22 protein-coding genes are annotated in these 22,417 nt (G+C 61.9%); 1 reads left to right on the forward strand and 21 read right to left on the reverse strand.

Annotation, left to right across the window (positions count from 1 at the left end; translation table 11 throughout):
- Position 1: 1 nt before the first annotated feature.
- The 21 genes from H2O77_RS17560 to argC all read right to left on the reverse strand — a co-directional run bounded on the left by H2O77_RS17560 (position 2) and on the right by argC (position 20,248).
- Positions 2-781, reverse strand: coding sequence for a DeoR family transcriptional regulator (locus H2O77_RS17560; RefSeq protein ID WP_043331724.1), 780 nt, complete (start codon positions 779-781; stop codon positions 2-4).
- 221 nt (positions 782-1,002) lie between these two features.
- Positions 1,003-2,373 (reverse strand): bifunctional UDP-N-acetylglucosamine diphosphorylase/glucosamine-1-phosphate N-acetyltransferase GlmU, encoded by a 1,371-nt coding sequence (gene glmU / locus H2O77_RS17565; RefSeq protein ID WP_215823635.1) that lies wholly within the window; start codon positions 2,371-2,373, stop codon positions 1,003-1,005.
- A 327-nt stretch (positions 2,374-2,700) separates the two neighbouring features.
- Positions 2,701-3,123, reverse strand: coding sequence for a F0F1 ATP synthase subunit epsilon (locus tag H2O77_RS17570; protein WP_054556360.1), 423 nt, complete (start codon positions 3,121-3,123; stop codon positions 2,701-2,703).
- A gap of 29 nt (positions 3,124-3,152) precedes the next feature.
- Positions 3,153-4,526 (reverse strand): F0F1 ATP synthase subunit beta, encoded by a 1,374-nt coding sequence (atpD, locus tag H2O77_RS17575; RefSeq protein ID WP_175088900.1) that lies wholly within the window; start codon positions 4,524-4,526, stop codon positions 3,153-3,155.
- A gap of 56 nt (positions 4,527-4,582) precedes the next feature.
- Entirely contained in the window at positions 4,583-5,449 is an 867-nt protein-coding gene (gene atpG / locus H2O77_RS17580; protein ID WP_043331714.1) for a F0F1 ATP synthase subunit gamma, read from the reverse strand.
- Between the two features lie 67 nt (positions 5,450-5,516).
- Positions 5,517-7,061 (reverse strand): F0F1 ATP synthase subunit alpha, encoded by a 1,545-nt coding sequence (gene atpA / locus H2O77_RS17585; protein ID WP_043331712.1) that lies wholly within the window; start codon positions 7,059-7,061, stop codon positions 5,517-5,519.
- Between the two features lie 16 nt (positions 7,062-7,077).
- On the reverse strand, positions 7,078-7,620 hold the full coding sequence (locus H2O77_RS17590) for a F0F1 ATP synthase subunit delta (RefSeq protein WP_043331710.1): 543 nt from the start codon (positions 7,618-7,620) through the stop codon (positions 7,078-7,080).
- A 13-nt stretch (positions 7,621-7,633) separates the two neighbouring features.
- Complete coding sequence (locus tag H2O77_RS17595; RefSeq protein ID WP_043331708.1) at positions 7,634-8,104, reverse strand: F0F1 ATP synthase subunit B; 471 nt, start codon at positions 8,102-8,104, stop codon at positions 7,634-7,636.
- A gap of 64 nt (positions 8,105-8,168) precedes the next feature.
- On the reverse strand, positions 8,169-8,417 hold the full coding sequence (gene atpE / locus H2O77_RS17600; protein WP_011508579.1) for a F0F1 ATP synthase subunit C: 249 nt from the start codon (positions 8,415-8,417) through the stop codon (positions 8,169-8,171).
- A 101-nt stretch (positions 8,418-8,518) separates the two neighbouring features.
- Positions 8,519-9,382: a F0F1 ATP synthase subunit A gene (atpB, locus tag H2O77_RS17605; RefSeq protein ID WP_043331706.1), complete on the reverse strand. Its 864-nt coding sequence runs from the start codon at positions 9,380-9,382 to the stop codon at positions 8,519-8,521.
- 9 nt (positions 9,383-9,391) lie between these two features.
- A complete protein-coding gene (locus H2O77_RS17610; protein ID WP_043331819.1) occupies positions 9,392-9,796 on the reverse strand; it encodes an ATP synthase subunit I in 405 nt (134 codons plus the stop codon).
- Positions 9,797-10,201: 405 nt separating this feature from the next.
- Positions 10,202-11,149 carry a ParB/RepB/Spo0J family partition protein gene (locus tag H2O77_RS17615; RefSeq protein WP_043331703.1) on the reverse strand — a complete coding sequence of 316 codons (948 nt, stop codon included), beginning with the start codon at positions 11,147-11,149 and terminating at the stop codon, positions 10,202-10,204.
- 18 nt (positions 11,150-11,167) lie between these two features.
- A complete protein-coding gene (locus H2O77_RS17620; protein ID WP_043331702.1) occupies positions 11,168-11,935 on the reverse strand; it encodes a ParA family protein in 768 nt (255 codons plus the stop codon).
- A 149-nt stretch (positions 11,936-12,084) separates the two neighbouring features.
- Positions 12,085-12,735, reverse strand: coding sequence for a 16S rRNA (guanine(527)-N(7))-methyltransferase RsmG (gene rsmG, locus H2O77_RS17625; protein ID WP_043331700.1), 651 nt, complete (start codon positions 12,733-12,735; stop codon positions 12,085-12,087).
- On the reverse strand, positions 12,732-14,654 hold the full coding sequence (gene mnmG / locus H2O77_RS17630) for a tRNA uridine-5-carboxymethylaminomethyl(34) synthesis enzyme MnmG (RefSeq protein WP_215823636.1): 1,923 nt from the start codon (positions 14,652-14,654) through the stop codon (positions 12,732-12,734). The genes rsmG and mnmG overlap by 4 nt, the downstream gene beginning before the upstream one ends.
- A gap of 17 nt (positions 14,655-14,671) precedes the next feature.
- Entirely contained in the window at positions 14,672-14,956 is a 285-nt protein-coding gene (locus H2O77_RS17635; protein WP_215823637.1) for a hypothetical protein, read from the reverse strand.
- 1,073 nt (positions 14,957-16,029) lie between these two features.
- Positions 16,030-16,776 (reverse strand): amino acid ABC transporter ATP-binding protein, encoded by a 747-nt coding sequence (locus H2O77_RS17640; protein ID WP_276315212.1) that lies wholly within the window; start codon positions 16,774-16,776, stop codon positions 16,030-16,032.
- Between the two features lie 109 nt (positions 16,777-16,885).
- Entirely contained in the window at positions 16,886-17,557 is a 672-nt protein-coding gene (locus H2O77_RS17645) for an amino acid ABC transporter permease (RefSeq protein ID WP_043331697.1), read from the reverse strand.
- 150 nt (positions 17,558-17,707) lie between these two features.
- Positions 17,708-18,415 carry a transporter substrate-binding domain-containing protein gene (locus H2O77_RS17650; protein ID WP_240548818.1) on the reverse strand — a complete coding sequence of 236 codons (708 nt, stop codon included), beginning with the start codon at positions 18,413-18,415 and terminating at the stop codon, positions 17,708-17,710.
- Between the two features lie 288 nt (positions 18,416-18,703).
- Positions 18,704-19,057, reverse strand: coding sequence for an iron-sulfur cluster insertion protein ErpA (gene erpA / locus H2O77_RS17655; protein ID WP_215823639.1), 354 nt, complete (start codon positions 19,055-19,057; stop codon positions 18,704-18,706).
- 147 nt (positions 19,058-19,204) lie between these two features.
- Entirely contained in the window at positions 19,205-20,248 is a 1,044-nt protein-coding gene (gene argC, locus H2O77_RS17660; RefSeq protein ID WP_107335774.1) for an N-acetyl-gamma-glutamyl-phosphate reductase, read from the reverse strand.
- Positions 20,249-20,501: 253 nt separating this feature from the next.
- On the opposite strand from argC, the gene H2O77_RS17665 reads away from it, so the two are divergent.
- Complete coding sequence (locus H2O77_RS17665; protein ID WP_152965405.1) at positions 20,502-22,253, forward strand: chloride channel protein; 1,752 nt, start codon at positions 20,502-20,504, stop codon at positions 22,251-22,253.
- The last annotated feature ends 164 nt before the right edge of the window (positions 22,254-22,417 follow it).

Genomic DNA, 22,417 nt, shown 5'->3' on the forward strand with positions numbered 1-22,417 from the left:
CTTATGCAGTTGCTGGCTCGATGAGCGGGGCGATCAACACCTCGACGCCATGAGCACGAATCTGGTCACGCGCAGCATCAGGCAACGCGTCATCGGTTATCAGGGTACTGACGCTGGACCAGGCCAGCTCCAGGTTGGGAATGCGGCGGCCCAGCTTGTGGGATTCCGCCATTACCACCACTTCACGCGACACCTCGGCCATCACGCGCGACAGGCCGATCAGCTCGTTGAAGGTGGTGGTGCCACGCTCGAGATCGAGACCATCCGCGCCGAGAAACACCTGATCAAAGTCATAGCTGCGCAGCACCTGCTCCGCCACTTGCCCCTGGAAGGAATCGGAGTGCGGGTCCCAGGTACCACCGGTCATCAGCAGCACCGGCTCGTTTTCCAGCTCGCGGATGGCATTGGCCACGCTCAGCGAGTTGGTCATCACGATCAGGTCATCCCGGCCCTTAAGCTCGGGAATCAACACCACCGTGGTGGTGCCGCTGTCGATGATGATGCGCTGGTGCGCGCGGATACGGCTCGCGGCGAGACGGGCGATGGCCTGCTTGGCGGCGCTGACCGGCTCGTCATGCACCAGCAGCTCACGCGGCATGGCCACGGCGCCGCCATAGCGTCTGAGCAGCAGGCCACTCTTCTCGAGGAAGGCCAGGTCCTTGCGGATGGTGACCTCCGAGGTGGCAAGCTCCCGCGCCAGTGCCTCGACACTGACCTCACCGTCACGCGCCAGCTGATCAAGGATCTGGTGACGCCGTTGTGGTGTCAGTCGCTTTGACATCGGGGACTCCCATAAAGTTTCGAACCGAAAGATAAGAGAGATGAATCGAAACATCAAGTGAAAGACGCTAGAGGATGAGGCGATTCACTCCCGGCAGGTCGTCCAGCACAACCGGCCGTGACGAAAAACGGGGAGACACCTGTCGGTGCCTCCCCGCCGGTGATGCTCATCTCCCCTCAGGGGCAAGCATCACTACCACTACTGCCGATCACTGCAGCCGATCACTTCTTGGTCGGACGCGGCCATTCCGGCTTGTCGATACGCTTGCCACGCGCCACGCTCAGCGCGCCCTCGGCGACATCGCGGCTCAAGGTAGAGCCGGCACCCACGGTGGCACCGGCACCGATCTTGAGCGGTGCCACCAGCGCCGAGTTGGAGCCGATGAAGGCATTGGCGCCGATTTCGGTGCGGAACTTGTTGGCACCATCGTAGTTGCAGGTGATGGTGCCGGCGCCGACATTGACGGCCTCACCGAGGGTGGCATCGCCGACATAGCTCAGGTGATTGATCTTGGCATCGACACCGACCTGGGCATTCTTGGTCTCGACGAAGTTGCCGATGCGTGCGCCACGCGCAAGCTCGGTGCCCGGACGCAGACGCGCGAACGGACCGACGTTGTTGTCGCCTTCCAGCACGGCGCCGTCGATGACGCTGTGCGGCGCGATGTTGGCACCGGCACCGATGGTGGCGTTGCGGATCACGCAGTGGGCGCCGATGACCACATCATCCGCCAGGGTGACGTCGCCTTCGAAGATGCAGCCGACATCGATGCTGATGTCAGTGCCGATGGTCAGCTTGCCGCGCACGTCGATGCGTGACGGATCGGCCAGGCTGGCGCCTTCGGTCATCAGGCGGTTGGCCTCACGACGCTGGAAGGCACGCTCGAGATCGGCCAGCTGCAGGCGATTGTTGACGCCCTGCACTTCCTCGACCGCCGCCGGCTGGGCGGTGGCGATGTTGACGCCTTCGCTGGCTGCCATGGCGATGATGTCGGTCAGGTAGTACTCGCCCTGAGCATTGTCGGCGGACAGCGCCGGCAACCAGCGCTTGAGCTGGGCACCGGTGGTGGCGAGAATACCGGTGTTGCCTTCCTGGATGGCCAGCTGCTCCGGTGTGGCATCCTTGTGCTCGACGATGGCGCTGACGCGGCCTTCGGCGTCACGCACGATACGGCCATAGCCTGTCGGGTCTTCCAGAATCACCGTCAGCAGGCCCAGGGTCTGCTCACTGACTTCGGCCAGCAGCGCCTCGAGGGTCTCGCGACGAATCAGCGGCACATCGCCATACAGGATCAGCACCTTGCCATCATCGATGGCGTCCAGTGACTGGGCCACGGCGTGACCGGTGCCCTTCTGCTCTGCCTGCACCGCGAAGCTGGCACCGGTATCGGCCAGCTGCTGCTGGACGCGCTCACCACCATGACCGATGACGACATTCAGATGCGCACCGTCCAGGCCTGCGGCGGTGTCAGTCACATGACGCACCATCGCCTTGCCTGCCAACGGGTGCAGCACCTTCGGCAATTTGGAACGCATGCGGGTGCCCTGGCCTGCGGCAAGAATGACGACGTCGGTACGCTCTGCGCTGCTCATCGGTGAACTCCTGTAGAAAGCGGGTCTTCATACCTGAAGCCCTGAAAATAGTGGCGCCATGATAGCAGCTGATCCGTGACCTGCCAGTGACGAGGTTTACCCACGGGACTGTCGCCGAGAACAGACCCGAGAAAGTAGCAGTGCTCCCGCAAGAGCTCTCAGCCAACCGGCTCAGCGCTCAAGGTGCTGACGGATGAGCACGCTCAACCTTGAATCGCGCCAGGCTACCCCAGCGGCAAGACGGGTAATCCCCTGGTGACGAGCACAAAAAAAGGCGACCCGAAGGTCGCCTCTTTCCTGTCACTGGCCGTCATGGCCCAGTGCATCTCAGCGCGTGTGACGACGCATCTGCTGCACGGTGCGCAGCTTGGCCATCGCCTCGGCCAGTTCGGCCGTGGCGCGTGAGTATTCCAGTTCGGAAGCCTGGTCGTTCATGGCCTTCAAGGCCACTTCCTTGGCTTCCTGGGCTGCCGCCTCATCCAGATCGTCGGCACGTACTGCGGTGTCGGCGAGGACTGAAACGAGGTTCGGCTGCACTTCGAGGAATCCGCCACTGACGTAGTAGATTTCCTCGGCCCCACCCTGACGCTGAACGCGAATCGGGCCGGGTTGCAGCTCGGTCAGCAGCGGAGCGTGACCCGGCATGATGCCGAGGTCACCTTCGCTGCCGGCAGCCACGAGACGCTCGACCAGGCCGGAAAAGATGCCTTTCTCAGCGCTGACGATGTCGCAATGGACGCTCATAGCCATACCTGTTTCCTCATGCCTGAACAGGGAAATTACATGCCCTTGGCTTTCTCGACAGCTTCGTCGATGGTGCCGACCATGTAGAACGCCTGCTCCGGCAGTGCGTCATATTCGCCGTCCAGGATACCCTGGAAGCCGCGGATGGTGTCCTTGAGGGACACGTACTTGCCCGGCGCGCCGGTGAAGATTTCCGCAACGAAGAACGGCTGTGACAGGAAGCGCTGGATCTTGCGCGCACGTGCCACGGTCTGCTTGTCTTCGTCAGACAGCTCGTCCATCCCGAGGATGGCGATGATGTCTTTCAGCTCCTTGTAGCGCTGCAACACACCCTGAACGTTACGGGCAGTGTTGTAGTGCTCTTCGCCAACGACCAGCGGGTCGAGCTGACGAGAGGTGGAGTCGAGCGGGTCAACGGCCGGATAGATACCCAGCTCGGCAATCTGACGGGACAGTACGACAGTCGCGTCAAGGTGCGAGAAGGTGGTCGCCGGAGACGGATCGGTCAAGTCATCCGCGGGGACGTAGACGGCCTGCACGGAAGTGATCGAGCCTGTCTTGGTAGAAGTGATGCGTTCCTGCAGGACGCCCATCTCTTCCGCCAGAGTCGGCTGATAACCTACCGCGGACGGCATACGACCCAGCAGTGCGGACACTTCGGTCCCCGCCAGGGTGTAACGATAGATGTTGTCGACGAACAGCAGAACGTCACGACCTTCGTCACGGAACTTCTCGGCGATGGTCAGACCGGTCAGTGCCACGCGCAGACGGTTACCCGGCGGCTCGTTCATCTGGCCATAGACCAGGGCAACCTTGTCGAGAACGTTGGATTCCTTCATTTCGTGGAAGAAATCGTTACCTTCACGAGTACGCTCACCCACGCCCGCGAACACGGAATAACCGCTGTGCTCGGTGGCGATGTTGCGGATCAGCTCCATCATGTTGACGGTCTTGCCGACACCGGCGCCGCCGAACAGACCGACCTTGCCGCCCTTGGCGAACGGGCAGACCAGGTCGATGACCTTGATGCCGGTTTCCAGAAGCTCGCTGGACGCTGCCTGTTCCGCGAAGCTCGGGGCTGCACGGTGAATCGGCATGTGCTCTTCAGCACCCACGTCGCCAGCTTCGTCGATCGGCTGACCCAGCACGTTCATGATGCGACCCAGAGTCGCCGTGCCGACCGGCACGGAGATCGGAGCACCGGTGCTCTCAACTGCGAGACTGCGCTTGAGGCCTTCGGTCGAACCCATTGCGATAGTACGGACCACGCCGTCGCCCAGCTGCTGCTGGACTTCGAGTACGGTCTCGCTATCGGCGACGTTCAGGGCGTCGTAGACCTTGGGCACTGCGTCCCGCGGAAACTCGACGTCAATCACCGCGCCGATGATTTGTACGATACGTCCGCTCATTCCTGGTTCCTCTTAAACCTGCGATTGAAACCTGCTTGCCTGTTGCCACGCTGTCATCAGACGGCGGCGGCACCGGATACGATCTCGGAGATTTCCTGAGTGATCGCTGCCTGGCGGGCCTTGTTGTAGACCAGCTGAAGGTCGTCGATCAGGTCGCCGGCGTTATCGGTCGCACTCTTCATTGCGATCATTCGCGCTGCCTGTTCGCAGGCGATGTTCTCGACCACGGCCTGGTAGACCTGGGCCTCGACATAGCGCTTGAGCAGCTTGTCGAGCAACGAGACGGCATCCGGCTCATACAGGTAGTCCCATGTAGTGGGACCGGTTTCTTCGTCATTCAGATCAGCTTCGAGAGGAAGCAGCTGACGCACGACCGGCTTCTGCGTCATGGTGTTGACGAACTCGTTGAACACCACGTACAGACGGTCGAGGCTGCCCTCGTCGAATGCGTCCAGCATGGCCTTGACGCTACCGATCAGATCCTGGGTGCCCGGGGAATCCCCGAGACCGGACTTGGCGGCAAGCAGGTTGCCACCGTAGTTGCGGAAGAAGGTACCGGCCTTGGAGCCGAGGGCACAGAAGTCCACCTCGACACCCTGGTCGCGCCAGCTCTTCGCATGCTTGGTGACAGCCTTGAACAGATTGGCGTTCAGGCCACCACACAGGCCGCGATCACTGGAGACCACGATATAACCGACACGCTTCACATCGCGTTCCATCAGATACGGATGGCGATATTCCGGGTTGGCCCGGGCGATGTGTCCTACAACCTTGCGGATCTGATGAGCATAAGGCTGGCTGGCCGCCATGCGATCCTGCGCTTTACGCATCTTGGACGCAGCCACCATTTCCATGGCGCTGGTGATCTTTTGCGTATTTTTGATGCTCCCGATCTGGGAGCGAATCTCTTTTGCAGCTGCCATAGCGATCTGCCTTATTCATGCCACCCGAAGGGAAACGACAGGGCCCGGACTGGCCGGGCCATGCCACTTACCAGCTTTGAGTCGCCTTGAACTTCTCGACGCCAGCCTTGAGACCATTCTTGATCTCGTCATCGTAGCCGCCGGACTGATTGATCTTGTCCAGAAGATCCGCGTGCTCGGAGCGCATGAAGTCCAGCAGCGCCTTCTCGAAGCCCAGCACCTTGGCGACGTCGACGTCATCCAGGTAGCCTTCGTTGGCCGCGAACAGCGAGATCGCCATGTCGGCCACGGACATCGGAGAGTACTGCTTCTGCTTCATCAGCTCGGTGACACGCTGACCATGCTCGAGCTGCTTGCGGGTCGCTTCGTCCAGATCAGAGGCGAACTGGGAGAAAGCTGCCAGCTCACGGTACTGAGCCAGTGCCAGACGCACACCACCACCCAACTTCTTGATGATCTTGGTCTGAGCAGCACCACCGACACGGGAAACAGACAGACCCGCGTTGATGGACGGACGGATGCCGGAGTTGAACAGGCTGGTCTCGAGGAAGATCTGACCGTCGGTGATGGAGATCACGTTGGTCGGAACGAACGCAGACACGTCGCCACCCTGGGTCTCGATGATCGGCAGCGCAGTCAGGGAGCCGGTCTTGCCTTTCACTTCACCCTTGGTGAACTGCTCGACATAATCGGCGTTGACGCGTGCGGAACGCTCAAGCAGACGGGAGTGGAGATAGAAGACGTCACCCGGGTAGGCTTCACGGCCCGGCGGACGCTTGAGCAGCAGGGAGATCTGACGATACGCCCATGCCTGCTTGGTCAGATCGTCATAGACGATCATCGCGTCTTCACCGCGGTCGCGGAAGTACTCACCCATGGTGCAACCGGCGTACGGTGCCAGGAACAGCATGGCAGCCGGGTCGGAAGCGCCAGCAGCGACGATGATGGTGTGTTCCATCGCGCCGTGCTCTTCGAGCTTGCGCACGACGTTGGCGATGGTGGACTGCTTCTGGCCGACGGCGACGTAGACGCAGGTAATGCCCTTGCCCTTCTGATTGATGATGGCATCAATCGCGATGGCGGACTTACCAATCTGACGGTCACCGATGATCAGCTCGCGCTGACCACGGCCGATCGGCACCATGGCATCGATGGACTTCAGACCTGTCTGCACCGGCTGGTCGACCGGCTCACGGGCGATGACGCCCGGAGCGACCTTCTCAACCGCGTCAGTCAGCTTGGCGTCGATCGGGCCTTTGCCGTCAATCGGGTTACCCAGCGCGTCGACCACACGGCCGACCATTTCCGGGCCTACCGGCACTTCGAGGATACGACCGGTGCACTGCGCGGTCATGCCCTCTTCGAGCTGGAGGTAGTCACCCAGAACGACAGCACCGACGCTGTCGCGCTCAAGGTTAAGCGCCATACCAAAGACGCCACCCGGGAATTCAATCATCTCACCGAACATGACGTCTGCGAGGCCGTGGATCTGCACGATGCCGTCGGAGACGCTGACGATGGTGCCCTGATTACGGGCTTCGGATGCGACGTCAAGCTTTTCGATACGCTGCTTGATGATGTCGCTGATCTCGGAAGGATTCAGTTGCTGCATGCCATGTCCCTCGGACTCAGGAGTTCAGTGCTTCGGAAAGCCGGGCCAGCTTGCCGCGCACGGAGCCGTCAATGACGGTATCTCCGGCACGGATGATGACGCCGCCGAGCAGCGTACTATCCACCTGAGTGGTAATGGAGATGTCGCGGTTCAGACGCTTGCGCAGGGCAGTGGCGAGCTTTTCTTCCTGCTCACTCTCCAGTGCAAAGGCAGACACCAGGGTCACCTCGACACGCTGTTCCTGCTCGGCCTTCTGGGCCTCGAACAATTCGGCCACGGAGGGCAGGGCCGCAAGGCGGTCCTGCTCACCGAGAGTCCGGATGAAGTTGCGGGCGCTGTCATCCAGCGCCTCACCGCACACGTCCAGGAAGGTGCCAACCTTGTGCTCGGTGGAGAGCTTGGGGTTGTCGAGCACCGCCTTGACGTTTGCGTCGACAGCGACGAGCGCCGCTGTCGACAACATGCCGGACCAGGCCTCTAGCGCCTGCTGGCCGCGTGCAAACTCGAACGCCGCCTTGGCGTACGGGCGAGCCGCGGTGGAGGTAGACGTTTCAGCCATGGAATCAGTCTCCTCAGAGCTCGGCAGCGAGCTTGTCAATCAGCTCGCGGTGCTTGGCTTCGTCGATGGAGGATTCCAGGATGCGCTCGGCACCGACCACTGCAAGAGCAGCGACCTGACCACGGAGCTCGTCCTTGGCCTGGTTGATCTCCTGGGAGATTTCGGCACGGGCCTGCGCAACGAGACGCTCGCCTTCCGCACGTGCAGTTTCACGTGCTTCCTCGATCATCTGGTTGGAGCGCTTATGGGTCTGCTCAATGATGCGTGCTGCTTCATCCTTGCTTTCCCGCAGAGTCTCGGTGGCTTTTTCCTGCGCCAGTTCGAGGTCACGGGTAGCACGGCTGGCAGCATCCAGACCATCTGCAATCTTCTTCTGACGTTCTGCCAGAGCCTGTGTGACCGGCGGCCAGACATACTTCATGCAGAAATAAACGAAGACCGCAAAGGCGATGGCCTGACCAATCAGGGTTAAGTTCAGATTCACGCCAGCACCTCTCGCTTCACGATTGTTGGGTCAAAAACACGGTAGGCCGGAGGCCAGCCGATGTTTAACCGACAAACGGGTTGGCGAAGGTGAAGAACAGCGCGATACCAACACCGATCATGGTCACGGCATCCAGCAGACCAGCGACGATGAACATCTTGACCTGCAGCTGCGGGATCATTTCCGGCTGACGCGCTGCGCCTTCCAGGAACTTGCCACCGAGGATACCGAAACCGATGGCGGTGCCCAGGGCGCCCAGGCCGATCAGCAGGGAGACGGCGATAGCGGTCATGCCAAGAACTTGTGCTTCCATTGTGGAACTCCAGTTTTAGTCAAGTTTAAGTCAAGGGTTGAGGGTGTGAGCAGAGCTCGGAAATCTTGCCCCACGCCACGAATGGCGTGGGGCGAATTACATCAGTGGTCTTCGCTGGCCATGCTCAGGTAGACGATGGTCAGCATCATGAAGATGAATGCCTGCAGGGTGATGACCAGGATATGGAAGACCGCCCACGGGAAGTGCAGGGGCAGCTGCCAGATACCGACCAGCGAGATCAGGATGAAGATCAGCTCGCCTGCATACATGTTACCGAACAGACGCAGCGCCAGAGAGATCGGCTTGGCGATCAGCGTCACGAACTCAAGCAGGAAGTTGACCGGAATCAGCGCGATCTGTGCCAGCTTGTTCGGGGTGTTGAACGGGTGCAGCGTCAGTTCGGCCAGGAAGCCCTTGAGGCCCTTGACGCGAATGGAATAGAAGATGATCAGCGCGAACACGGACAGTGACATGCCCAGCGTGGCATTGATGTCAGTGGACGGCACCACCTTGAAGAACACGTGAGCCGGATCGGCGCCGAACATCTCACCGACCTTGGCAGCAACGCCAGGCAGCCAGTCGACGGGGATCAAGTCCATCAGGTTCATCAGGAAGATCCAGCAGAAGATCGTCAGTGACAGCGGTGCGATCAGGCGTGAACGACCGTGGAAGGTCTCACGCACGGACTGATCGACGAACTCGACCATCAATTCGACGAAGTTCTGCAGACCGCTGGGAACGCCAGTGGTGGCGGACTTGGCGACCTTGCGGAACAGGCACAGGAAGATCAGGCCCAGACCGATGGACCAGCCCATGGTATCCAGGTGGATGGCCCAGAATCCCATGTCGGCCGCTTCCTGAGCGCTGTGCGCCAGTGACCATCCGTGTTCCGGGTGGTTGCCGTACGTCAGATTCTGCAGGTGGTGCTGAATATATTCGGAGGGACTCGGGTTGGTGCCTGCCATGACTCTGCCTCAGGTTCGTGTGTACGGTGTTCGCTTCACCAGCCAGGGGCCCAGCCAGTGAACCGCCATTGCCGCCACGTAAGCGCAAAAAAATAAAGCGGGGTTTGAGGGCGGCACTGCGATGAAGAAGAACGCAAACAATACGGCCGTCAAACCGAACTTACCGGCCTCGGCCTGATAGAAGGCCTTGACCATTGCCTGGGCGTAGCGTGCACCGGTCACACGCAGTGAACGCCAGGCGAAAAACAGATTGGGCAGCAGGCAGACCAGCCCACCACACAGCGCGGAAAGCGCCGCACCACTGCCTTTCATCACTCCCGCCAGCAAGACGGCAATCACGATGACCAGCGCCTGGCCCCAGAGCAATCGAGCCACCTGAGGGCGTTGTAGAGCAGCGGGTGTCGTCTTGTGCATCTTGGACCTGTGTCTCGCAATGATGGCCTTCGCCATTTCTGGCGCTGCGCTGGACACAGCCCGGGAGCAAACTCGCCGGATTATAGGGGAGCGCTTCACCGCCATCAACCAAACGACAAGCTAAATTCCTTGATCTTTCGCAAGCTTACGACCAAAGCCTCACTATCTTGCGGGAAACCGATGACAGTTTGCTTACGTTGACAGTCGCTTGCGGTGCGAGCGACACAGGGTTGCATGAATCACAACCTGACGTCAGCAACATCCTTCAATATCTTGAATGTCAGATGCATTTCGCGCCCCTGCGACAATGAGTCACAGGGGCGCGAAAGAGGATCGTGATCCGTCACGCGGAAAATTGCCGCCCGGGGAGGTGTGACGCATGGTCAACCCTCCCCTGCTCACCCACTAGTGGATATGGCCGAGAATGCCGTCCAGCTCATCCAGACTGGTGTAGGAGATGGTGACCTTGCCCTTGCCACTCTTGCCGTGACGGATATTGACGGCGGCGCCCAGTTGCTCCGAGAGGCGCGTTTCCAGACGCTGGATGTCGGCGTCCGGTCGTGCCGGTGCCGGCTTGGGCTGCTCACCCTTCTGCACGCTTTTCACCAGCGCTTCGGTCTGGCGCACGGTCAGCTCGCGCTCGACCACTTCATGGGCCAGCTTGCGCTGGCGTGCCGGGGTCAGGCCGATCAGGGCACGCGCATGGCCCATGTCGAGCTCACCTCGCTCCAGCAGGGTCTGCACTTCCTGTTCCAGCGTCAGCAGTCGCAGCAGGTTGGTGACCTGGGCGCGTGAACGCCCGACCGCGTCGCCCACCTGCTGCTGGGTCAGCTCGAATTCCTCGAGCAGGCGCTTGAGCGCCAGGGCTTCCTCGACCGGATTGAGGTTCTCGCGCTGGATATTCTCGATCAATGCCAGCGCGAGCGCGATCTCATCGCTGATGCCTTCGCGGACGACGGCGGGGATGGTATCCAGCTCCGCCAGCTGCGAGGCACGCCAGCGGCGCTCGCCGGCGATGATCTCGTAGCGCCCCTCCCCCACCGGCCGCACCACGATGGGCTGCATCACGCCTTGAGCCCGGATGGAATCCGCCAGCTCCTCGAGCGCTTCCGGCTGAATGTCACGCCGTGGCTGATACTTGCCACGCTGCAGCTGCCCGAGCGGCAGGCGCTCGAGGCGCTCGCTGGGCAATTCCGCCGTGGCAGCGGCCGGATTCGCAGCCAGCGCGGCATCCGGTGACGCATCGATGGCGTCGCCATCGACAGCTTCTATATCGGCTTCGACATGGCGGCGGCGGTTTCCGGCGCCAATCAGGGCATCCAGGCCCCTTCCCAGGGCACGCTTACGCGTCATGGACCTTCCTCGGTGAAGTTACAGCGAGAGACGACGAATCAATTCCTTGGCGAGCACCCGATAGGCCTGGCTGCCACGCGACAGACGCGCATACTTGGTCACCGGCAGGCCGTGGCTCGGCGCTTCCGCCACCCGCACGTTGCGCGGAATGGTCGCCTTGATCAGGGTATCGCCAAAGTAATCGGAAAGTTGCTTGCTGACATCGCGGGTCAGACTGTTGCGAGCGTCGTACATGGTACGCACGATCCCGAACACGTCGAGGGCCGGATTCACGTTGCCTTGAATCTGCTCGACGGTATCGAGCAGCGCTGACAGACCTTCCAGTGCATAGAACTCGCACTGCAGCGGGATCAGCACGCCATGGGCGGCGGTCAGGGCATTGACGGTCAACATGTTGAGCGAGGGCGGGCAGTCGATCAGTACCACGTCATATTCCGCGGCGATCGGCGCCAGAGCTTCCGTGAGGCGGCGCTCACGCCCCTCGACACCGAGAAGATCGACCTCGGCGGCGGTAAGGTCGCCATTGCCGGGCAACAGGGCGTAGCCGGCATCGGGACAATCGAGAATCACGTCACTGGCACGCAGCTCGCCCAACAGCACATCCAGCACGCTGCCTTCGAGGTCGTGCTTGTCGATGCCACTGCCCATGGTGGCATGGCCCTGCGGGTCGAGATCGATCAGCAGAACGCGGCGATCGAGTGCCGCCAGCGACGCCGCCAGATTGACGGCAGTGGTGGTCTTGCCGACGCCACCCTTCTGGTTGGTCAGCGCGATGATCTTGGTCACGAGCGACTTCCTTGGTTCCTTGAGAAGCGGGGCCATTGGCACCAGCCACATGCTCACGAGGACAGATCAATGATCTGCCCTCGTGAAAACATCAGGCTGCCTGCCTTTTGCGCCCGGCACAATCCCTGCGCACGCCTTGAGGCGCTTTATCAGTCGCGCTTGAGGCGCAGAAGGTGACGCTCCCCTTCCTCGCCCGGCACTTCCAGCACCAATGTCTCGACCAGCGAGACCCCCATCGGCAGGCGGGCAATCTCATCACTGGGGATGCGCCCTTTCATGGCCAGCCATTCGCCGCCCTCGGCGAGCACGGCCGCCGACAGATTGACGAAGGCATCGGTATCGGCGAAGGCACGCGAGATGATCTGTTCGAACGGCGCGCCATCATAGGCTTCGATACGTACCTGGGTCGGGCTCAGATTCTTGAGGCCCAGTTCATGGCCGGCCTGAATCTGGAAGCGCACCTTCTTGCCATTCGAATCCAGCGGCACGACGGCGATGTCAGGACGCATGATCGCGATCACGATGCTGGGCAGGCCCGGGCCGGCGCCGACATCCAGAAGACGTGGCCCACTGATATAAGGCAGCACACTGAGGCTGTCGAGCAGATGGCGAGTCACCATCGCCTCCGGCTCACGTACCGCGGTGAGGTTATAGGCGCGATTCCACTTGTGCAACAGCACCAGCAACGTCATCAGCTGGGCGTGCTGTTCCTCGCTCAGCGCCACTCCCATGGCGCTGGCACCACGACTGAGCAGCTGAGCGCAACGTTCACGCTGTGTCTCGTTGAGCGTCTGGCTCATTGCGCGGCTCCCGTGTCAGCCGTTGCGGCATCTGCGGGTGTCTCCGCCTTGATCAGCTGACGCTTCTTCAAGTGAATCAACAGGATAGAGACAGCTGCCGGCGTGACACCGGAAATACGACCGGCCTGGGCCAGCGTCGCCGGGCGCGCTTCGTTGAGCTTCTGCTTGATCTCGTTGGAGAGACCATCGACGGAATCATAATCGAGGCTGGTCGGCAGTTCGGTGTGCTCGTGACGGCGCAGGCGGTCGATCTCTTCCTGCTGACGCTGGATATAGCCTGCGTACTTGGCAGTGATCTGTACCTGTTCGGCGATGCGCCAGTCGTCGACCCCTTCCCCTTTCAGGCCTGCCACATCCGGATACTCGAGCTCCGGACGCTTGAGCAGCTCCATCAGGCTGGCTTCGCGCTTGAGCGGCGAGCTGAGCTTGTCGCTCAACGGGGCCAGCTCCGGGCTCTTCGGCGTCAGCCAGGTGCTCTCGAGACGCGCGGTCTCGCGGGCGATGGCTTCACGCTTGCGATCGAAGGCTTCCCAGCGGGCGTCATCGATCAGGCCCAGCTCGCGACCCTTGGCGGTCAGACGCAGATCGGCATTGTCCTCACGCAGCAGCAGGCGATATTCGGCGCGCGAGGTGAACATGCGGTACGGCTCGCGCGTGCCGAGGGTGATCAGGTCATCGACCATCACACCGGTGTAGGCCTCGTCTCGCAGCGGATGCCAGGACTCGTCGTCAGTGGCGCGCAAGGCGGCATTGACGCCCGCCAGCAGCCCCTGGGCACCGGCTTCTTCATAGCCGGTGGTGCCGTTGATCTGACCGGCGAAGTACAGGTTATTGATGAAACGCGTCTCCAGGGAGTGATGCAGGTCCTGGGGATTGAAGAAATCGTACTCGATGGCGTAGCCGGGACGCGTGATGTGCGCGTTCTCCATGCCACGGATCGAGCGCACCACCTCGAGCTGCGTATCGAAGGGCAGCGAGGTGGAGATGCCGTTGGGATACAGCTCATGGGTATTCAGGCCTTCCGGCTCGATGAAGACCTGGTGGCTGTTCTTGTCGGCGAAGCGGTGCACCTTGTCCTCGATGGACGGGCAGTAACGCGGCCCGATGCCATCGATGACGCCGGAGTACATCGGCGAGCGGTCGAGATTGGCGAAGATGATCTCGTGAGTGCGCTCGTTGGTGTGCGTGATGTAGCAGTTGACCTGCTCCGGCTGCATCTCACGGCTGCCCATGTAGGACATCACCGGACGCGGAGTGTCGCCCGGCTGGGCTTCCATCTTGCTGAAGTCGACGCTCTTGGCATCGATGCGCGGCGGGGTGCCGGTCTTGAGGCGATCGACCCGGAACGGCAGTTCACGCAGACGCGAGGCCAGGCCATTGGCGGGCGGATCACCGGCACGGCCACCGGCATGGTTGTCCAGGCCGATGTGGATCACGCCGCCGAGGAAGGTCCCGGTCGCCAGCACCACCGTGGTGGCGTGGAAGCGGATCCCGGTCTGGGTGACGACACCCCGCACGGTCTCGCCTTCGACGATCAGGTCTTCCGCACCCTGCTGGAACAGCGTCAGGTTCGGCTGGTTTTCCAGCACGTTGCGGATCGCGGCCTTGTACAGCGCCCGGTCAGCCTGTGCACGAGTGGCACGCACTGCCGGCCCCTTGCGGGCATTCAGGGTACGGAACTGGATACCCGCCATGTCGGTGGCCAGGCCCATGGCACCGCCCAGCGCATCGATCTCCTTGACCAGATGGCTCTTGCCGATCCCGCCGATGGCGGGATTGCAGGACATCTGGCCCAGCGTCTCGATGTTATGGGTCAGCAGCAGGGTCTGACGGCCCATGCGGGCAGCAGCCAGTGCGGCTTCCGTACCGGCATGACCGCCGCCGATGACGATCACGTCAAAGCGGTTCGGGTAATCCACGTTGGCACCTCGGGGTATCACGAAACTTGGGTGAAGCGCTGTTCGCTGGTTGGCGAAGCAGGCAAATCGGCCAGGCAGGGCGATGAATCGATGCCTGGATGAATCAAGGACTGCCAGACGGCATGGCGAATGATGTCCGTCGCCGAAGGCATGTGCTCGACCGGTGAGGGAGCTTGCAAGCCAGCAGGATGACGTCCGGGCCGCACAGTATAAACCGCCTGTGGGTAAGCGTCAGGAGTTTTCCACAGCGCCTTGCTCTGGCAACCCATGAGCGAATGCCCGGGTTGTTTCTTCTGGGGCATCAATCCACGCCGTGACGATTCATGAGTCTTGCGGATACGACGCGTCGATTTTCCGGCGAGGGATGCGCTACCCAGACAGCCGTTCGTTATCCCGAACACTTTGAATTCGGCGAGTTCACGTCAGGTCGATCGTGAGGCCTCGGTCCGTCCTTCGGGTTTCCGGATAACAAGATTATATAAAGAAAAGAAAAAGGGGTTCTGTTGATGTTGTAACTACTGTTGTGGACAAAATCAGTGGGAAATCGACTTTATCCGTTACAAATCAAAAGCTTACGATGTTGATATAGTTGGGGAGAAAATGCGGAGTACCTGAGGACGCCACCGGTCGCTTCCTGTGGATGAAATGCGCCCTTGTCCACAGCCCCGATTATCCCCTGATTCATACCGAGCTGGTACCCGACTTTTCTGCCCTGCTGTGCACAAGTGGCGTTGTTACCCACAACCCCTAGTGCTGCATGGCCTGACGGCAAGAAGGCCGCGGATAATGCCGGAAAATGTCCACAGAGGCAAATGTCGATTTCCTGCGCTGCCCAAGGCTGTAGACAGTCATGGGATAAGTGGTGCGTGAATGGCTACAGCCCTCGCCAATGGTGCCAATGACGCGACACGCCCCAGCCTGTGGATACTTTTTCGCTTGTTTTGCCCGTTCGGCCGCTGAGACTGCCTGAACACTGCTCCAGCGACTGGCGGCGCGCGCTATCCTCGTGTGGTTTTCCGGCTAGGCCCCTGATTTATCCCTGTTTTTCACACGCTAAAGCGACGCCTCAGCGAGGACTTTCAGGCGGGGAAAGCGTCATTCCTTCGAACGCCAAGGCGTGTTTGCGTGACCTGGCAAGGGGGGGGCCGGGGCCAAAAAAATTCGTTTTTTTCTTCTCGAAATGCCGACAGATGGCGTGGAGGGAGAAGATTTTTCATCGTTTGGCGACCCGCAGGGCTCGCAAGCCTCTCTGGGGACAAAAAAATGCCCCGACCTGACGGTCGGGGCATGCCCGCTGCACGCATGGCAGCGGGTAGGGGCATCACGTGCTCAACGCTTCTCTGACCAGTGGCTCAGCGAGCCTTGTGGAAGGCGCTCAGTGGGACAGTACGCGGGCCAGGAAGCTCTGGGTGCGTGGATGTTGCGGCGTATCGAAGACCTGCTCTGGCGTGCCTTCCTCGACGATGCTGCCCTGATGGATGAACACCACCCGGTCTGCCACTTCACGGGCAAAACTCATTTCATGGGTGACGATCATCATCGTCATGCCTTCGCGGGCCAGCTTGCGCATGACATCGAGTACCTCGCCGATCATTTCCGGGTCCAGTGCCGAGGTGGGCTCATCGAACAGCATCAGGCGCGGTTCCATTGCCAATGAGCGGGCAATGGCCACGCGTTGCTGCTGGCCACCAGAGAGTTGCCCCGGGTACTTGTCGGCCTGCTCGAGAATATTGACCCGCTCGAGCAGCGTATCGGCTTGCTGCTCGGCCGCCGGTCGCGAGGTACCGCGCACCTTGATGGGGGCCAGGCTGACGTTGTCACGCACGCTCATGTGCGGGAAGAGGTTGAACTGCTGGAAGACCATGCCGACTTCGGTGCGTATCGCCTTGAGCGCCCGGTGGCTCTTGCCGTGGGGGATCAGCGAATGCCCATCCACCTCGATGTTGCCGTCCTGAAACTCCTCCAGGCCGTTCACGCAGCGAATCAGTGTCGACTTGCCGGAGCCACTGGCGCCGATGATCACCACCACCTCCCCCTGGGCGACCTCGAGCTCGACGTCCTTGAGGACATGCAGGCTGCCGAAATGCTTGTTGAGCTTGTGCATCTTCACGATGGCAGTCATGGGGCGCTCCGAACCGGCGCTGCATGCCGGAAGGTCGTCAGAGAAATGAGATCAGGCATAAGGAGAGAGGGCGCGGCAATATCCGTCACGTTTGGGGGGCAGAGAGACATCATTGGCCCACCAACCCGCGGCGCTCGAGCATCCGCAAGCCAAATGACAGGCTGAGGGTGATCACCAGATACAGCAGCGCGACCATGAAGTAGGTTTCCAGCGCATTGAAGGTCGTGGCGATGTAGATCTGCCCCTGACGCACCAGCTCACCGACGCCGATCACCGAGAACAGCGAGGTGTCCTTGATCGAGACGATGCCCTGGTTACCCAGCGCGGGAATCATGCGGCGCAGCGCCTGAGGCCAGATGACATAGCGGAAGGTCTGCGGGGTGGAGAGGCCGAGTGACAGGCCGGCTTCCCGCTGGCCACGGGCGATGGACTGCACGCCACCGCGCACGATTTCCGAGATATAGGCGGCCGAGTTCAAGGCGATCGCGGCGATGCCGGCGGTCAGGGCATCGATGGGGCCACCGATGATCTGCGGCAGGCCATAGAAGATGAAGAGCACCTGGACGAGCACCGGGGTGCCACGGAAGATCTCGATATAGGCGGTGGCGACCCAGCGCAGGATGCGGCTGGGAGACAGGCTCAGCAGTCCGAACAGGATGCCGAGCACGAAGCCGATGGCGAGGCCACCGAAGGAAATGGCGAGGGTCCAGGGAATGCCCTCGAGCAGGTAGGGCACCGAATTGAGTGCGGCCTGCCAATCAAACTGGAACTGAACGTCCACGGGGGGCTCCTTGGCACGAACCTCTCATGCGCTGCTGGGCGCGCCGGAGGTTCGAGACGACCGACATTCCGGCAGGCTGTCGCTGCCGAAATGTCGTGATGATGATCTGCACTACGCGACGCGAGGCGCCTGAGACGAGTCGAAAGCGGCTTACTGGCTGTCGCCGGGCATGGCGCCGAACCACTTCTGGTAGATCTCGGCATAGCTGCCATCGGACTTCATCTCGGTCAGCGCCTTGTTGGCGGCCTCGGTCCACTCGCTGCCTTCGGTGAAGGCGATGCCGTATTGCTGGCCTTCATAGAGCGGCCCCACCGTCTTGACGCGTCCATTGCCCTTGGTCTTGGCGAAGTAGCCGACGTTGGGGGCATCGTAGAAGACGGCATCGACGCTGCCGGACATCAGGGCCATGTACATGTCGGCGCTGCCCGGGTAAGGCGTGATGGTGGAGTCACCAAGGTTGGCGGTGAGGTAGTCGTAACTGGTGGAGCCGATCTTGGTGCCGATCTTCTTGCCTTCCAGGCCCTCGATATCCTCGATGTCGCCGTTGTTGGCCGAGGTCAGAATCTGCAGGCCGGAGTCATAGTAGGGATCGGTGAAGTCGACGATCTTCTCGCGCGCCTCGGTGATGGTGATGCCGGCGATGGCGACATCGACGCTACCGGTCTGCACGGCCGGGATGATGCCATTGAAGTCCATGGTCTTGAGGTCGATATCGAAGCCGGCGCGCTCGCCGATGGCATTGAGGATGTCGATATCGAAGCCGACCATCTCGCCGCTTTCCTGGTCGAGCATCTCGAAGGGCACGAAGCTCGGGTCGGTCGCCGCCTTGAGGGTGACGGCATGGGCAGCGCTGGCCATGAAGGTGGCGGCCGCGAGGCCAGAGAGGGAGGCCAGCAGGTGAGATCTGCGCATTTTACATTCCTCTTTATATTTAGATTTTAGGATGTATAGCGTTTTTAGATTGACGAGCACACCGGACCCCGTCAAGTCTCCCGCTGCTGCCATGCGGCGAAGGGAAGCTTGCAAGCCACTGAGATGACGAAAAAAAACGCCCCCTACCGGGAACCGGTAGGGGGCGATCAGGCGTCAGCAAGGCGCCAATGTCGTGTGCGGGCCTGTCAGCCCCGACGGTCAGACCCTCAATGATCAGACCATGAAGGAAGACCCGCAGCCACAGGTGCTGGTGGCATTGGGGTTCTGGATCATGAAGCGGGCGCCCGCCAGACCTTCCTCATAGTCGATCGTCGAGCCGACCAGATACTGGTAGGACAGCGGGTCGATCACGATGGCGGCTTCGCCCAGCTCGACCACGGTGTCGTCATCGCCCAGATCGGTGGCGATATCGAAACCGTACTGGAAGCCGGAACAGCCGCCGCCAGTGACGTAGACCCTGAGACGCAGCTCCGGGTTGGCTTCTTCCGCGCGCAGCGCTGCAATCCGGGCACTGGCGCGCTCGGACAGGTACAACGGCGTGGGGATGAAGCTTTGTGCTTCGCTCATGCGGGCCTCCTGGAAGGAGTCGGAGGCCGGACGCTGGAGACAGCGCCCGGCACGGTATAGAGAACGGAATGACGCCTATTATCCCTATATCCGAGCAAAAGGGTCAACTTTGTCTGACGTGCTGCCTTGCGGGCGTACGCTGGCGGTTCAGGGCATCATCGCCGGCGCGCCGATGCCCATCATCTCATCGAGACCGAACATCAGGTTGAGGTTCTGGATGGCCTGACCTGATGCGCCCTTGACCAGGTTGTCGATCACCGACAGCACCACCAGGGTGTCGCCGTTGCCCGGACGATGCAGGGCGATGCGGCACAGGTTGGTGCCACGCACGCTGCGCGTCTCCGGATGGCTGCCCAGCGGCATGACATCGACGGCGGGGTGATCGGCGTAGCGCTGCTCGAACAGCGCCTGCAGATCTTCCAGCGTGCCGCTGAAGCCGCTCAGACGCGGATAGAGGGTGGAGTGGATGCCACGGATCATCGGCGTCAGGTGCGGGACGAAGGTCAGGCCGACCGCGCTGCCGGCTGCCAGGTCCAGCCCCTGGGTGATTTCCGGCAGGTGGCGGTGGCCGGAGGCGCCGTAGGCCTTCATGGACTCGCCGGCTTCACACAGCAGCGAGCCGACCTTGGCACCGCGACCCGCGCCGGAGACGGCGGACTTGCAGTCGGCGATGATGTTGTCGGTCTCGATCAGGCCGGCTTCCAGCAGCGGGATCAGTCCCAGCTGCACGGAGGTCGGGTAGCAGCCCGGCACCGCGATCAGGCGCGCTTCGCGGATGGCATCGCGATTGACTTCCGGCAGGCCGTAGACGGCCTCGCCGAGCAGCTCCGGCGCGCCATGCGGCTGGCCATACCACTCGGCCCAGACGTCGGCGTCCTTGATGCGGAAGTCCGCGGACAGGTCGATGACACGCGTGCCGCGTGCCAGCAGATCGCCGGCCAGGGCGTGAGCGACACCGTGAGGCGTGGCGAAGAATACGGCGTCACAGGCGGCCAGCACGTCGGCATCCGGCTCGCTGAACGCGAGGGTGTCGTAGTGGCCGCGCAGATTGGGGTACATCTCGTCGACACGCACGCCCTTCTCGCTTCGCGAGGTGATCACGGTCACTTCCACCTGCGGGTGGCTGGCCAGGAGCCTGAGGAGTTCCACTCCGGTGTAACCGGTGCCGCCGACGATACCTACCTTGATCATGCTGCCTCCCCGCCTTCGGGCGGTGTCCTGTTGATGCGAGATGTAATCTTGTGTCCGATCTGCTGCTGCGACCTTTGGTGGCCTGTGCGCGAGACAGGCGTTGCGCCATGCTGTGCCGAGGTTGTCGGATTGCGCACGGTCGCGACGGTTCGCAATCGATATGATACACAGGTGTCAGGCGGGCAGTAATGCGCTGCCGACATGGATGTCCTCTGTCATTGCCAGTGCCTTCAAGGAGTCGTGAGTGTCACGCCTGACGCGTCCGCATCTGCCTCGTCCCAGTCTCGACAATTTTCGGCGCAAGCTGGCGGCGGTCGATGCACTCCCGCAACTGTGTCTGCTGGGGCTGGTGGCAGGGCTGCTGACCGGCTCATTGATGGTCGGCTTCCGTCTGCTGTTGAGCGCCGGTGCCCTGGGCTTCATGCCCGATGACAACCCGGAGAACTTCGAAGGGCTTGCCCCCTGGGTGCGCGCATCGCTGCCGCTGCTGGCAGTGCTGGTGATCGGCATCGTGCTGGGGCGACAGCATCCGGCGCAGCGCAAGCTGGGCATCGGTCATGTCATCGAACGCCTGACCTACCATCAGGGCAAGATGCCGCTGCGTGCCTGGCTCAATCAGGTCGTGGTCGGGGTCGTGAGCGTGCTCGGCGGCCTGTCGGCCGGACGTGAAGGCCCGGCGATCCACCTGGGCGCCGGCGCCTCGAGCTGGATCGGCGAGCGCCTCAAGCTGCCCAACAACAGCCTGCGCGTGCTGGTCGCCTGCGGCACGGCGGCGGGCATCTCCGCCTCCTTCAATACGCCGATCGCGGGAGTCATCTTCGCCATGGAAGTGGTGATGATGGAGTACACCCTGATGGGTTTCATGCCGGTGATTCTGGCCTCGACCACCGGCGCGGTGGTCACGCAGATGGTCTACGGCTCGGCACCGGCCTTCGCGGTGCCCTCCCTGCTGCTGCATTCCCTGCTCGACCTGCCCTGGGTCATCGTCACGGCGCTGGTCATCGGCCTGCTGGCGGGGGGCTTCGTGCATCTGGCGCGTCAGCAGGCGCGCGTGGCACACCTGTCATGGGGGATGCGCATGGCGCTGGTCGGGGTCTCGACGGCCGTCGTGGCGTGGTGGTATCCCCAGGTGCAAGGTATCGGCTATGACAGCCTGGCCCAGCTGCTCGACGGCCAGCTGGCGCTGGATATCCTGTTGGCGCTGGTGATCGGCAAGCTGGTGCTGTCGGCACTGTGCGTGGCCTGTGGCGTGCCGATCGGCATCATCGGCCCGGTGGTGGTGGCGGGTGCCGCTGCCGGGGCCTTGATGGGCATGCTGGGCGGCTGGCTGTTGCCGGATCAGGCCTCGGACATCGCGCTTTACGCCCTGCTCGGCATGGCGGCGATGATGGGCGCGGTGCTTCAGGCGCCACTGGCCGCCCTGATGGCACTGCTCGAATTGACGCATTCGCCGAATATCATCCTGCCCGGCATGCTGGCGGTGGTGGTGGCAGGCCTGACCTGTCGCCAGCTGTGTCACTGCCAGGGCTTCTTCATCTCGACGCTGACGGCGCAGGGCCTGCATCCGCTCCAGCAGCCATTGATGCAGGCGCTGTCGCGGGTGGCGGTGCCGGCGGTGATGGAGCGCTCGCTGGTCAGCGTGCCGCGCCGCATCACGCGTGAACGTGCTCGCGCCCTGCTCGACAGCAAGCCGGTCTGGTTGGTGGTCACGCGCTCGACGCCGGAAAAGCCGATGGTCGCGCTGCCGGCGGCGGATCTGGTGCGTGTGCTGATGGATGAGCACTGGCGGGAGCAGGAAGAGCTCGACCTGCTCGAGATCCCGGCTCAGCGTCTGGATCTCGCGCCCATCCACCTGCAGGCTACCTTGTCCGAGGCCTATGAGCGGCTGCTGCCCAGCGATGTCGATGCCCTCTATGTCGAGCACACCACGGCACCGATGATTCGCAAGATTTCAGGTATCATCACGCGGGATGCAATAGAGAGCTACTATCGCTATACGCCCTGACGCGTGGCGTGGCAGCTGTCTCCTCGGCGCGAATTCGCTCTGCGTGCGCCTGGCCGCGACCGCATACCGCATGGGCCTTGGCGGTGTCACATGCCATCGTGGCGATCCGATTGCTTCATCCGCGCGTCCACTTTCTGACCTTCCCGACCCTGACTGACGGAGCT

The sequence above is a fragment of the Cobetia sp. 4B genome (genome assembly GCF_018831605.1).
GTDB lineage: Bacteria > Pseudomonadota > Gammaproteobacteria > Pseudomonadales > Halomonadaceae > Cobetia > Cobetia amphilecti.

Coding starts and splice junctions, on each gene's coding strand:
- H2O77_RS17640 (WP_276315212.1), bottom strand. CDS start 16,776: ATGACTGCCATCGTGAAGATGCACAAGCTCAACAAGCATTTCGGCAGC.
- H2O77_RS17560 (WP_043331724.1), bottom strand. CDS start 781: ATGTCAAAGCGACTGACACCACAACGGCGTCACCAGATCCTTGATCAG.
- H2O77_RS17615 (WP_043331703.1), bottom strand. CDS start 11,149: ATGACGCGTAAGCGTGCCCTGGGAAGGGGCCTGGATGCCCTGATTGGC.
- H2O77_RS17635 (WP_215823637.1), bottom strand. CDS start 14,956: ATGCCCCAGAAGAAACAACCCGGGCATTCGCTCATGGGTTGCCAGAGC.
- atpD (WP_175088900.1), bottom strand. CDS start 4,526: ATGAGCGGACGTATCGTACAAATCATCGGCGCGGTGATTGACGTCGAG.
- erpA (WP_215823639.1), bottom strand. CDS start 19,057: ATGAGCGAAGCACAAAGCTTCATCCCCACGCCGTTGTACCTGTCCGAG.
- atpB (WP_043331706.1), bottom strand. CDS start 9,382: ATGGCAGGCACCAACCCGAGTCCCTCCGAATATATTCAGCACCACCTG.
- rsmG (WP_043331700.1), bottom strand. CDS start 12,735: ATGAGCCAGACGCTCAACGAGACACAGCGTGAACGTTGCGCTCAGCTG.
- H2O77_RS17610 (WP_043331819.1), bottom strand. CDS start 9,796: ATGCACAAGACGACACCCGCTGCTCTACAACGCCCTCAGGTGGCTCGA.
- glmU (WP_215823635.1), bottom strand. CDS start 2,373: ATGAGCAGCGCAGAGCGTACCGACGTCGTCATTCTTGCCGCAGGCCAG.
- H2O77_RS17650 (WP_240548818.1), bottom strand. CDS start 18,415: ATGGCCAGCGCTGCCCATGCCGTCACCCTCAAGGCGGCGACCGACCCG.
- H2O77_RS17570 (WP_054556360.1), bottom strand. CDS start 3,123: ATGGCTATGAGCGTCCATTGCGACATCGTCAGCGCTGAGAAAGGCATC.
- argC (WP_107335774.1), bottom strand. CDS start 20,248: ATGATCAAGGTAGGTATCGTCGGCGGCACCGGTTACACCGGAGTGGAA.
- atpA (WP_043331712.1), bottom strand. CDS start 7,061: ATGCAGCAACTGAATCCTTCCGAGATCAGCGACATCATCAAGCAGCGT.
- atpG (WP_043331714.1), bottom strand. CDS start 5,449: ATGGCAGCTGCAAAAGAGATTCGCTCCCAGATCGGGAGCATCAAAAAT.
- H2O77_RS17590 (WP_043331710.1), bottom strand. CDS start 7,620: ATGGCTGAAACGTCTACCTCCACCGCGGCTCGCCCGTACGCCAAGGCG.
- atpE (WP_011508579.1), bottom strand. CDS start 8,417: ATGGAAGCACAAGTTCTTGGCATGACCGCTATCGCCGTCTCCCTGCTG.